This is a genomic window from Rhodococcus sp. 06-462-5 (genome assembly GCF_002258315.1).
GTDB lineage: Bacteria > Actinomycetota > Actinomycetes > Mycobacteriales > Mycobacteriaceae > Rhodococcoides.
The window spans coordinates 237,460-249,160 of sequence record NZ_NOYD01000046.1 but is presented as its reverse complement, the minus strand read 5'-3'; the positions used below and the strand labels follow the sequence as shown (position 1 = coordinate 249,160).

The 11,701-nt window shown below is 64.7% G+C and carries 9 protein-coding genes; 4 read left to right on the top strand and 5 right to left on the bottom strand.

The features are described 5' to 3' along the window. Nucleotides 1-61 precede the first annotated feature (61 nt). Both CH251_RS21085 and CH251_RS21080 read left to right on the top strand, forming a co-directional pair. The gene (locus tag CH251_RS21085; RefSeq protein ID WP_094614877.1) at nucleotides 62-553 is read left to right on the top strand and encodes a MarR family winged helix-turn-helix transcriptional regulator; all 492 of its coding nucleotides are present in this window, start codon (nucleotides 62-64) and stop codon (nucleotides 551-553) included. After that, nucleotides 550-930, top strand: coding sequence for a DUF5313 family protein (locus CH251_RS21080; RefSeq protein ID WP_094614876.1), 381 nt, complete (start codon nucleotides 550-552; stop codon nucleotides 928-930). Before CH251_RS21085 ends, CH251_RS21080 begins: the two co-directional genes overlap by 4 nt. Here the strand turns inward: CH251_RS21080 and CH251_RS21075 are convergent. Next, a complete protein-coding gene (locus CH251_RS21075) occupies nucleotides 924-3,305 on the bottom strand; it encodes an ATP-binding protein (protein ID WP_094614875.1) in 2,382 nt (793 codons plus the stop codon). The genes CH251_RS21080 and CH251_RS21075 overlap by 7 nt on opposite strands. Before the next feature lie 122 nt (nucleotides 3,306-3,427). On the opposite strand from CH251_RS21075, the gene glgX reads away from it, so the two are divergent. Then, complete coding sequence (gene glgX, locus CH251_RS21070) at nucleotides 3,428-5,470, top strand: glycogen debranching protein GlgX (protein WP_094614874.1); 2,043 nt, start codon at nucleotides 3,428-3,430, stop codon at nucleotides 5,468-5,470. Here the strand turns inward: glgX and CH251_RS21065 are convergent. Next, the gene (locus tag CH251_RS21065; RefSeq protein WP_094614873.1) at nucleotides 5,451-6,884 is read right to left on the bottom strand and encodes an FAD-dependent oxidoreductase; all 1,434 of its coding nucleotides are present in this window, start codon (nucleotides 6,882-6,884) and stop codon (nucleotides 5,451-5,453) included. The two genes, glgX and CH251_RS21065, sit on opposite strands and share 20 nt — an antisense overlap. A gap of 104 nt (nucleotides 6,885-6,988) precedes the next feature. Between CH251_RS21065 and CH251_RS21060 the strand changes: the two genes are divergently transcribed. Further along, nucleotides 6,989-7,549 carry a TetR family transcriptional regulator gene (locus CH251_RS21060; RefSeq protein WP_094614872.1) on the top strand — a complete coding sequence of 187 codons (561 nt, stop codon included), beginning with the start codon at nucleotides 6,989-6,991 and terminating at the stop codon, nucleotides 7,547-7,549. A 5-nt stretch (nucleotides 7,550-7,554) separates the two neighbouring features. Here CH251_RS21060 and CH251_RS21055 read toward each other — a convergent pair whose 3' ends face one another. The 3 genes from CH251_RS21055 to CH251_RS21045 are packed head-to-tail and all read right to left on the bottom strand — an operon-like array spanning nucleotide 7,555 to nucleotide 11,626. Continuing rightward, entirely contained in the window at nucleotides 7,555-9,261 is a 1,707-nt protein-coding gene (locus tag CH251_RS21055) for a glycerol-3-phosphate dehydrogenase/oxidase (protein WP_094614871.1), read from the bottom strand. Beyond that, nucleotides 9,258-10,775, bottom strand: coding sequence for a glycerol kinase GlpK (gene glpK, locus CH251_RS21050; RefSeq protein WP_094614870.1), 1,518 nt, complete (start codon nucleotides 10,773-10,775; stop codon nucleotides 9,258-9,260). The genes CH251_RS21055 and glpK overlap by 4 nt, the downstream gene beginning before the upstream one ends. After that, nucleotides 10,772-11,626, bottom strand: coding sequence for an MIP/aquaporin family protein (locus CH251_RS21045; protein ID WP_094614869.1), 855 nt, complete (start codon nucleotides 11,624-11,626; stop codon nucleotides 10,772-10,774). Before CH251_RS21045 ends, glpK begins: the two co-directional genes overlap by 4 nt. Nucleotides 11,627-11,701 lie beyond the last annotated feature (75 nt).

Here is an 11,701-nt window from a genome sequence, read left to right as displayed (position 1 = left end):
CCCTTCTTTGCAACATCTTTCGGGCACCGGGTACCGACTTTCGACATCGCATCGTCCACTAATGATTAGTGCACTAACCAATTCTGGTAGCCTGGCCCCCGTGGCCACCGCCGAAGATCCACTCGCACTCGATCGACAGGTCTGCTTTGCACTCGCCGTCGCCAACCGTGCCGTGCTGTCGGTGTATCGGCCACTGCTCGAGCCGATGGGACTGACGCATCCGCAGTATCTGGTGATGCTGGCGCTGTGGGGCGAGTCGCCGATGTCGGTCAAAGCCATCGGATCGGCACTGCAGCTCGACTCCCCCACCCTCTCGCCGCTGCTCAAGCGTCTGGAGTCGATGGGGTTGCTCACCCGCAATCGAAGCGCCGAGGACGAGCGCGTTCTGCTCGTCGCGCTCACCCCGGCCGGGGCCGCGCTCCGCAAGAAGGCCGAGAAAATTCCACCCGCCGTCGTGGCGAAGCTCGGCGCGTCACTCGCCGAGCTCGACGAACTGCGACGCGTCCTCTCCCGCGTCAACGACGCGGCCATCGCAGCAGGAGCACTGTCGTGAACACTCGCCCGACTCGCCCGCCCCTCGGCCAATGGCTGGGTTACGCCGTCCTCGGCCGCAAACTCCCCGACGAGTTCCAGGGCTGGGTCCGACGCGATCTCGTCGGGCCGGGTGCGACGCCCCGTCACATCCTGCGATCGATGATTCCGTTCCTGCCGATCTTCATCGGATTCTTCGTCCTCTTCCCCGGAGCGATCTGGCTACGCGCCTCGATGGTGTTGCTCAGTCTGCTGCTCGCGCTGTTCTACACGGCGGCGTACATGGAGCAGAACCGTGCCCGACGCCTCGAGATCCACGGACTTCCGGCCGATCTGAAGAGCGAGAAGAAGACCGCCGAACTGGAACGGGAACGCGAGAACTACCGTCGCAATCACTGACGCTCTCGGCCGAGCCCGGCGGTGAAGTCGTCGACGATCATGGCTGCCAGGTCGCGGGTCTTGCGGTTGGAGTTCTGCGACAGTTCGGTCAGCTGGGTGAACGCGGCATCTTCGTCGATGCGGTAGACCGACATCAGGATTCCGACTGCGCGGCCGATCGTTCCGCGGGTGTCGAGGGCCGCGCGAAGCGTCGACGCCTGGTTGTCGCTTTCGTCGATCAGTTGTTCACGCATCCGGGACAATTCGAGATGAACGCGCACTCGGGCCACGAGTTCCCGATCGTGGAACGGTTTGACGATGTAGTCCTCCGCCCCGCGTCCGAGGCCGTCGAGCACGAAGTCCGTTCCCGCTCGCGCGGTCAGCAGGATGACCGGCACTCGCTTCAGCATGTCGTCACGCCGTATGTCGTCGACCAGGTCCAGGCCGCTGCGGCCGGGAAGCATCACATCGGACAACACCAGCCCCGGTCTCGTCGATCGCGCCCGATCGAGTGCGGTGTCGATGTCGCCTGCGGTGGCGACCGACCACCCTTCCTCGGTCAGCAGCCTCAGCAGGTAGTTGCGCATGTCGACGTTGTCCTCGACGAGCAGAATGTCCGCTCGATCGGGCGTCGCCTGCGTCGATTCGTGGGCCACGAAGATCGCCGACACCGAATCGGTCGGTGTTGCCGGACGGTCGACGGGCACCGCGGCCTCGACCGGCACCCGGGGCACGACCACGGTGAACGTGCTCCCGATGCCCACCTCGCTGTCGACATCCACATGCCCGTTCAGGGCTGTGAGCAGGTCCGATACCAGCGCGAGCCCGATGCCGAACCCTTCGATACTGCGCGCTCCCGCGTGCTCGACCCGGTGGAATCGATCGAAGATGCGCGACAGATCGTCTTCGGGGATTCCGAGCCCGGTATCGGCGATCACGAGCCGAACGGTGTCGGTCTCGGCCCTCAGACGCACCGACACCCGGCCCGTGGGGGTGTACTTGATGGCGTTCGCGACGAGGTTGAACACGATCTTCGACCACATCTCGCCGTCGCTGAGCACGACGACGTCCTCGGACGTATCGACTTCCAGGTCGAGACCGCGGTCCGACGCCACCGTCGCGAACAGCGTCGCGCAGTCACGCGTCACCGCCGTGAGATCGGTGGGTTCGAGACGGGCCTCGAGTCGGCCCGCGTCGGCGCTGACGGCATCCATCAGATCGTCGACGAGTCGGCGTAGTCGTACCGATGCGCGGTGGACCACGTCGAGGGATTGCCGATCGGGTTCGCTCAACTGCGAGGAAGCACTCTCGCGTACCGAGTCCAGCGGACCGGCGAGAAGGGTCAGCGGTGTTCGGAATTCGTGCCCAACGGTTTCGAGCAGCCGCGTCTTCGCCGCATCGGCCTCGGCCAGCGCCACGACGCGTTGCCGCTCCATCTCGAAGGCCTGGGAGGCGGTCAGCGCAGTCGATACGCGTTCGGCCACGACGCCACAGAACGAGGTGAAGGCATCGTCGATCACTCGGTGGCTGCTCACCCCGATCAGCAGCGCACCGACCGGCTGCACACGGCCTGCCATCGTCAACGGCACGACGACGGCCCGAGGAACGTTGCCGTCCACGCCGACCGTCGCCACGGCCACTGCGCCGTCGGCGACCCGGGCGAGATCGGCGCACTCCCACGTCGAGCGCTCGTAGCCGACGTCGCCGCCGGTCACGACACACTCGACACGGCCGTCCGCATTCATGCCTTCGCGGAGGTAACCGGAGACGAGCGGAAACTCCGATGCTTCGGCCGCGAGCGCACCCACGGCTGCCCGGCAGATGTCCTCGGCACCGTCGGTGTCGATGCCTGTCAGCGTCCCCAGGCTCAACAACGCCTGCATACGACGGTCACCGAGCACCTGCTGGGTGACCTCCGACGTGGCGACGAACACGCCGAGGACCGCGCGCCCGGGACCGTGGATCGGGCTGTAGGAGAAAGTGAAGTACGTCTCTTCGAGGAATCCGTACCGGTTCATCATGAACCGTTGGCGAGCACCGTGCACTGCCGTGCCGCCGTCGACGACCTGTCGGGCCAACTCTCCGATCTCGTCCCAGATCTCCGCCCAACAGACCTTGGCCGGCTGCGCTGCGGCCGCGGGGAACTTGTCCCCGAGGAAGTCGGTGTACGTGTGGTTGAAGATCTGCACCAGGTGAGGACCCCACCAGATCAGCATCGGAATCGTCGACGGCATGACGGTGCGAATCGCGGTGATCAACTCTTGCGGCCACTGGTCCACCGGCCCCAACTCGGTCGCCGCCCAGTCCAGTTCCCGAAACCTGGCGTCGGTCGCGTTGTCACCCGGAAACAGCTCGTCCAGGCGGGCCGAACCGGCATCGGGTCGTAGGGAAGTCATCGCATCGTCCTTAGTCACTTGCGGCCGCCGGTGTCCAGCGGGCGCAACCTAGCCGTCGATACTAGCCGAACGACCGGTATGCAGGCGTTTCGCACACCCCGCGCGGGGGTACAGCCGCAGTCATGCCCTCCTCATCCAGTCTCCCGTACCCCTTGGGCGTCTCACGTCTGTCGAACGACGGTGCCAACCTTGCCGTCTACTCCGAAACAGCGGACTCGGTCTCTGTGGTCGTATTGAACGACGACGGAACAGAGCGCAGTACAACGCTTTTGACGCAGCGCACCGGTCACGTCTTTCACGATCTGGTTCCCGACGTCACCCCGGGAGCGCGGTACGGTCTGCGCGTCGACGGTCCGTGGGACCCCGCGTCGGGGCTGCGGCACAACTCGGCGAAGTTGCTCCTCGACCCGTACGCCACCGCCATCACCGGTCAGGTCGACTGGAACGAGTCGGTCTTCTCGCATCTGCACGACGAGCCGGAGACCCGCAACGACGAGGATTCGGCACCGTACATGCCGTATTCCGTTGCTGTGCAATCGAACTTCGATTGGTCGGGAGACGAGTCACCGCGCACACCGTTGGACAAGACGGTCGTCTACGAGGTGCACGTCAAGGGATTCACCGCCACCAATCCCGATGTGCCCGAGGACATTCGCGGCACCTACGCCGGACTGGCACACCCCGCAGCCATCGCACATCTGAAACGAATCGGCGTTACGGCAGTGGAACTGCTGCCGATCCACCAGTTCGTTCAGGATTCGCATCTGCTGGAGGAGGGCCGTCGCAATTACTGGGGCTACAACTCCATCGGCTTCTTCGCCCCGCACAACGAGTACAGCAGCACCGGCGACACCGGCGGCCAGGTGGACGAGTTCAAGGCCTTGGTCAAAGCCATGCACGACAACGGCATCGAGGTCATTCTCGACGTCGTCTACAACCACACCGCCGAGGGCAACCATCTCGGACCGACCCTCTCGCTCAAGGGAATCGACAACGGCTCGCACTACCGACTCGTCGACGACGACCGGAGCGCGTACTACGACACCACCGGTACCGGCAACAGCCTCAACGTCGGTCACCCCGCCGCTCTGGCACTCATCCTCGACTCACTGCGCTACTGGGTAACCGAGATGCACGTCGATGGCTTCCGCTTCGACCTGGCCAGCACCCTGACTCGTCAGGACTCGGACCTCGACGTGCACAGTGCGTTCCTCAGCCTCGTGCATCAGGATCCGACGCTCGCGCCGGTCAAGCTCATCGCCGAACCGTGGGACACCCAGGGCTACCAGGTGGGCGGCTTCCCGGCGCGTTGGTCGGAGTGGAACGGAAAGTTCCGCGACGACGTTCGCGATTTCTGGCGCGGCGAGAGCGGGGCGCTGCCTGCACTGGCGCAACGTGTCACCGGCAGCCCGGACGTCTACGAGAGCACCCGTCGTCCCACGTTGGCCAGCGTCAACTTCATCACCGCACACGACGGCTTCACGTTGGCCGACCTGAACTCCTACGACGACAAACACAACGAGGAGAACGGCGAGGACAGCCAGGACGGCGAATCCGACAACCGCTCATGGGGTTGCGGTGCCGAGGGCCCGACCGACGACGAGGGTGTCAACGCATTGCGGGCTCGCCAGCAACGCAATCACCTTGCGACACTGCTGCTCTCGGCCGGTGTGCCGATGATCCTCGGCGGCGACGAGCTCGGCCGGACGCAGAACGGCAACAACAATGCCTACTGCCAGGACAACGAGGTCTCCTGGTTCGATTGGAGCACAGCCGATCAGGACCTCATCGACTTCACCACCCACCTCATCGCGCTTCGCACCGAGCACCCGGCACTGCGCCCCACCTGGTTCCGGCACGACAGCGATTCCGACGAGGAGGGAGCCGGCCCGGACACCGTCGACTTCTATCGCGCCGACGGCGAGAAGCTGTCCGACGAGGATTGGTCCGACGGCAACGCCCACAGCATTCTGGTCCTCATGCGCGCCGGGGAAAGTGATGCCTCGTTCGCGTGGATGGTCAACGCCTCACCCGGAGCCGTGGAATTCACTCTGCCGAAGGGCACGTGGACTCAGTCGACCTCGAGCGACCCCGATCAGGCGTACGAGGCCGGTGGCCCGTCCATCCTGATCCGCGAGCATTCGTTCACGTTGCTGCAGGGCTGATCGAGGCGGAACACTCTGCTGTCCACCGGTCTCGAACAGCCTGCCATCGATTCGAGTCCGATCGTCCGGCCCATGCGATGTATCCATCGGGCCGGACGAGGACTGCCGGACCGTGGTCGGCTCGGCGGGGGATATCCGTTCGGCTGCAATCGTTCTCGCCGATCATCAGAAAAGCGGTGTCGCGCAGCGCCGTGGTGACGGTGCCGTCGATGAGGGGTATCTGCACTGCGCGCCGGCCGACCAGCGGGTGCTCGCCACGTCGGCGAGCATACGAGATCGAAACACCGGAGAACATCCCGGCTATCCTGCCGACGGCACGTTGTCTACGAAGCACCCGTGCGGAGACGATGTTGCGCAACGTCCGCGCTACCACCGAGCGCAGCAACAACATGCGAATCGTCGCGCCGCTACTGCGCAACACCAGCTTTCCCACTGGGTGCCGCTCGTCGTGATAGGTGTCGAGAATCTTCTGATCGGCACCGCCGAGGACGGCTGCCAGCTTCCAGCCGAGGTTCATCGCGTCCTGGATTCCCGTGTTCATGCCCTGCCCGCCCGCAGGCGAATGCACGTGTGCCGCATCGCCCACGAGGAACACGCGGCCCTCTCGGTATCGCGAAACCTGCCGTTCGTCGCAGGCGAATCGCGAACTCCATCGAACTTCACTCCAGCCGTAGTCGGTACCGACCGCACGGCGTAACACTGCACGCAGTCTGGATTCGTCGACCGGTTCGGACTCTGCCGCGCCGTCTGTGCGATCCCAGGCGATGACACGGAACCACCCGTCTCCGAACGGAGCCACGAAGGCGAAACAGTCCGTTCCTGCGTCGACGTTGATCAGACCGTTGGGAGGATCGGTCAACCGCACATCCGCCAGCATGATCGAGCGAAGCAACTCCTTGCCGGGAAAGTCCAGTCCGATCGCAGTTCGGACGGTGCTGTGCACTCCGTCGGCACCCACCACGTACCGGGCCGTCCACTGTTGCTCGCGACCTTCGGCGTCCCTGCCGTGCACAGTCACACCGTCGCCGCGCTGCACCAGACCGCGCACCGTCACCCCGCGCAGGATGCGGGCACCGTGCTCACGGGCGTTCGATTCGAGCACCCGGTCGACGTTGCTCTGAGGTGTGACCAGCAGAAACGGGAACGACGACGGCAACACACCGAGGTCGAGTTCCAGTCCGTTCCACAGCTTCAACCCCCGCGCACGTGTTCCGTTCGCCAGTAGCGCATCCGCCATCCCTCGGCTGTCCAGGATCTCGAGGGTTCGCGCATGCACGCCGAACGCGCGCGACAACGGCGAAGGCGCTGCATGTTTCTCCAGCACCGTCACCGAGCGACCGGCCCGCGCGAGTTCGCCTGCCACCATGCACCCGGCAGGGCCGGCTCCGACAACGAGGACATCGGACTGATTCATGGCGCGCTCCCTGGGGGTCCGAACTCGGCGGTCAACGGTTGTTGACTTCCGACCATAGACCCACCGCGCAAAGGGGTCAACACACGTTGACTTAGGCTACGAGGATGGCTGACCGCCCCCCACGATCCGCAACCGCCACCCGCACTCGCATCCTCGACGCCGCCCGTGCACAATTCGCCGCCGACGGCTACGACCGCACCACCATGCGATCCGTCGCCGCCACCGCGGGCGTCGACGCGGCGATGGTCGTCAGGTATTTCCGAACCAAGGAAGCGTTGTTCGCCGAGGCCGCCACGTTCGAACTCGACATTCCGGATCTGACCCACGTCCCACCGGAGCGCATTGCAGAAGTGCTGATGCCCAGGTTCTTTCAGGTCTGGGAGGAAGACGGAACATTCCTCGCCCTGATGCGCGCTGCGGCTACCAATGCCGCGGCGGCAACGACGATGCAGCAAGTGTTCGCCACCCAGGTCGCGCCGGCGCTGGCCGCAGTCTCGCCGGATCGGTATGCGGAGCGGGCCGCACTAGTAGGAACCCAGGTACTCGGTCTGGTGTTCGGACGCTACATCCTCGCGGTACCTCCATTGGCCGAGATGACCCACGAGCAGTTGGTTCGGTGGGTAGGACCGACGCTGCGGCGCTACCTCACCGAACCACTGGGCTGAGAAATTCAGCTCACGCCGAGACGCACGTCCGGCGCTCCGAGGCGCGCCGCGTCGGCGGTGTCGTCATCGGGCTGTTCCTGCGAATCACGTTCTGCCAGAACACGAAGGCGGTAGTGCTCCACCTCTTCGGCAATGTGCTGAGCATCCCAGCCGAGGATCGGTGCGACGAGATGCGCCACTTCCTCGGCCGCTGCCTCACCGCGGTCGGGGACCTCGATGGAGATGCGCGTACGACGGGTCAGAATGTCGTCGAGATGTTGCGCGCCTTCGTGACTGGCCGCATAGACCACCTCTGCCTTGAGGTACTCCGGTGCACTCACGAGAGGATTACCGAGCTCCGGATCGGCGTCGATCAAGTCCAGCAGCTCACCCATCAGGGTGCCGTACCGACCGAGCAGATGCTCGACGCGTGAGACGCGCATACCGGTGCGCTCGGCCGTCAGGGCTCGGGAGTTGAACGCCCCGAGGTACCCGTCGGCACCGACGAGCGGAATGTCCTCGGTGACACACTTCGGCACCGTCCGCTCGAGCCCGTGGACCGCGGAATCGACTGCGTCCTTGGCCATCACGCGATAGGTGGTGTACTTGCCACCGGCGATCACCGTCAGTCCGCGCACCGGACTGGACACCGCATGCTCACGCGAGAGCGTGCTGGTGGAATCGGATTCGCCGAACAACAACGGTCGCAGTCCGGCGTACACACCGACGACGTCGGTGCGGTCCAACGGATCGGCGAGCAACTTGTTCACGTGACCCAGGATGTAGTCGATGTCGCTCTGGCTCGCGGCCGGATGAGCCAGGTCGAGCTTCCAGTCGGTATCGGTGGTACCGATGATCCAGTGGCTCCCCCACGGGATGACGAACAGCAGACTCTTCTCGGTTCGGGTGATGATGCCGGTGGCACTGTTGATGCGATTGCGCGGCACCACCAGGTGCACGCCCTTGGAGGCGCGAACCTGGAACTGCCCACGGCCACCGACCATCTGCTGCACCTCGTCGGTCCAGACACCGGCCGCGTTGATGACCTGCTTGGCCCGGACCTCGAAGGAGCGTCCTGTTTCGAGGTCGCTCGCCACGACGCCGACGACCTTGTCGTCCTCACGCAGGAAGCCCGTGACGCGAGTGCTGTTGGCGCACAACGCACCGTAGGCGGCCGCGGTACGGGCGAGCATCATCGTGTGCCGGGCGTCGTCCACCTGACCCTCGTAGAACTTCACCGCACCGCGGATCGCCGAGCGCTTGCCGGACGGGAAGGACTCGAGTGTCTTCTTCTTGCCGAGGTGCTTGTGGTGGCTCGGGACGCCGCGTCCGGCACCCATGACGTCGTAGACGCCGATGCCGAGTCCGACGTACGGACGGTCGATCACCTTCTCGAGCGGATAGATGAACGGCACCGGGCGAGCGAGGTGCGGACACAGCTTGTTCAGTACCAGCGAACGCTCCTTCAGCGCCTCGAACACCAACGCGAAGTTGAACTGCTCGAGGTAGCGCAGACCGCCGTGAAACAGTTTGCTCGAGCGGCTGGACGTGCCGGCCGCGTAGTCACGCGCTTCGAGCAGACCGACCTTCAGTCCGCGCGTGACGGCGTCGAGTGCGGTGCCCGCTCCGACGACGCCGCCGCCGATCACCAGGATGTCGAGCTCTTCGGCTTCCATCCGCGCCAACGCATCAGCGCGGGACTGCGGGCTCAAAGCCGTTGTGGTGGAACTCATTCTTCATCAACCCAATCGAGAGTACGTGTTACTGCCTTCTTCCAGCCGGCGTACAGCTTTGCCCGCTGGTCTTCGTCCATGGACGGTGTCCATGTCTTGTCCTCGGCCCAGTTCTGCCGGATGTCGTCCTCGCTCTCCCAGTACCCGACGGCGAGGCCGGCCGCGTATGCCGCTCCGAGAGCGGTTGTTTCGGCGACGACGGGCCGCACCACGTCGACGTTCAGGATGTCGGACTGGAACTGCATCAGCAGTTCGTTGACGACCATTCCGCCGTCGACCTTGAGTACCTCGAGGTCGACTCCGGAGTCTGCGTTCATGGCCTCGATGACCTCGCGCGTCTGGTACGCGGTGGCTTCCAGGACGGCGCGGGCCAGGTGGCCCTTGTTGACGAACCGCGTCAATCCCACGATGGCACCGCGGGCATCCGCGCGCCAATGCGGGGCGAAGAGTCCGGAGAATGCGGGGACGAAGTACGCGCCTCCGTTGTCGTCCACCGACCGTGCGTCGGTCTCGATGTCCGCCGCCGAGGAGATCATGCCGAGGTTGTCGCGCAGCCACTGCACCAGCGACCCCGTCACAGCGATGGAACCTTCGAGCGCGTACACCGTCGGCTGGTCGCCGATCTTGTAGCAGACCGTGGTCAGCAATCCGTTCTTGCTCATGACCTTTTCGGTGCCGGTATTGAGGAGCACGAAATTGCCTGTGCCGTAGGTGTTCTTGGCCTCACCGGGAGACAGGCAGGCCTGCCCGAAGGTCGCTGCCTGCTGGTCGCCGAGAATTCCGGAGATCGGCACTCCGCGGAACGGGCCGCGCTCACGGCCGGTGCCGTACACCTCGGAACTCGAGCGGATCTCGGGCAGCATCGACATCGGTATGTCCATGTCGGCGCAGATGCTCTCGTCCCACGCCAAGGTGTCGAGATCCATCAGCAGGGTGCGCGAGGCGTTGGTCGGATCGGTGTAGTGCAATCCGCCGTCGGTTCCGCCGGTCATGTTCCACAGCACCCACGTGTCCATGTTGCCGAAACACAGTTCTCCCGCTTCGGCTTTCGCTCGTGCGCCGTCGACGTTGTCGAGGATCCACTTGATCTTGGGTCCGGAGAAGTAGGTGGCCAGGGGTAGGCCGGTCTTGGCGGTGTACTTGTTGGCGTCGCCCCCGCCGAGGGCGGTTGCGATGCGATCGGTACGGGTGTCCTGCCAGACGATGGCGTTGTAGATCGGCTTGCCCGTCGCGCGCTCCCACACCAGCGCCGTCTCACGCTGGTTGGTGATACCGACTGCAGCGATGTCCTCACGCGTCAGATCCGCTGCGGCCATGGCACCGGCCGCGACGGCGCGCACGTTGTCCCAGATCTCCGACGCGTCGTGCTCGACCCAGCCGGCCTGCGGGAAGATCTGCTGATGTTCCTTCTGATCGACCGCGACGACGGTGCCCGCGTGATCGAAGATCATGCAGCGTGAAGACGTGGTTCCCTGATCGATCGCGGCGACGTACTTTCCTGCGAACTCGGTCATGGCTTCTCTCCTGTGGTCTGGGTGTCTGCTGGGAGTCGTGATGGCAGCTCGGGCGTCGAACCTTCTTGTTTGCGTAGGTTCTTACCGATGAGCAGGTCGTACAGGAACACTCCTATCGGTCCGCCTACGAGAGGTCCGACGATCGGGACCCAGAAGTACAGGCCGCCGTATTGATCTCGCCAGGCTCCACCGTATCCGGTGATGTAGGACGCCAGGCGAGGTCCGAAATCTCGGGCCGGATTGATCGCGTATCCGGCGTTGGTGGCCCATGCGAAACCGATGGCGACGACGATGAGACCGACGATCAGCGGAGCCATGTTGGCCATCGGCGCGGTGCCGAGCGAATCGGTCACTGCCACAATGAGGAACAGCAGGATCGCGGTGCCGATGATCTGATCGATCAGCGCCGAGGACACGCTGACGGGCAACGTTCCGTTTCCGGGAAGCGTCGAGAAGATCGTCTGGGTGGCGGTGGTGTGCCCGGGATCCACCGCGTTGATCATGTCGTTGTAGTTCCAGCGCACCAGCAGCGCGGCCACGAAGGCACCTGCGGTCTGCGCGAGGATGTAGGGCGCAACCATCTTCCAGCTGAATCCGCGGAAGAGGGCGAACGTGATGGTGACCGCAGGGTTGAGGTGCGCCCCGGTGATACGACCGGCGACGTAGATGCCGAACATCACGCCAAGCCCCCATGCCCAGGCGATCGAGTCGTGGTCTCCGAGACTTCCCGATTCACCGCCCGAGACGACCTGCGCGACGACGCCGACGCCGAACAGAATGAGAATCATGGTTCCGGCGAACTCGGCAGCCATGTGCGCCGGCAGTCCCCATTCCGGTTCCTTACGAGCCATTGTGTAGCCTCCGCAAAGTTGGTGATGCACGCCACATTGCGTGCTGTTCGCCACGGTAGACGGCCTGCACTGCGT

Excerpts from the sequence above, each read along its gene's own strand:
- glgX (WP_094614874.1), top strand. The coding sequence starts at position 3,428 with ATGCCCTCCTCATCCAGTCTCCCGTACCCCTTGGGCGTCTCACGTCTG.
- CH251_RS21045 (WP_094614869.1), bottom strand. The coding sequence starts at position 11,626 with ATGGCTCGTAAGGAACCGGAATGGGGACTGCCGGCGCACATGGCTGCC.
- CH251_RS21085 (WP_094614877.1), top strand. The coding sequence starts at position 62 with ATGATTAGTGCACTAACCAATTCTGGTAGCCTGGCCCCCGTGGCCACC.
- CH251_RS21075 (WP_094614875.1), bottom strand. The coding sequence starts at position 3,305 with ATGACTTCCCTACGACCCGATGCCGGTTCGGCCCGCCTGGACGAGCTG.
- CH251_RS21055 (WP_094614871.1), bottom strand. The coding sequence starts at position 9,261 with ATGAGTTCCACCACAACGGCTTTGAGCCCGCAGTCCCGCGCTGATGCG.
- CH251_RS21060 (WP_094614872.1), top strand. The coding sequence starts at position 6,989 with ATGGCTGACCGCCCCCCACGATCCGCAACCGCCACCCGCACTCGCATC.
- glpK (WP_094614870.1), bottom strand. The coding sequence starts at position 10,775 with ATGACCGAGTTCGCAGGAAAGTACGTCGCCGCGATCGATCAGGGAACC.
- CH251_RS21065 (WP_094614873.1), bottom strand. The coding sequence starts at position 6,884 with ATGAATCAGTCCGATGTCCTCGTTGTCGGAGCCGGCCCTGCCGGGTGC.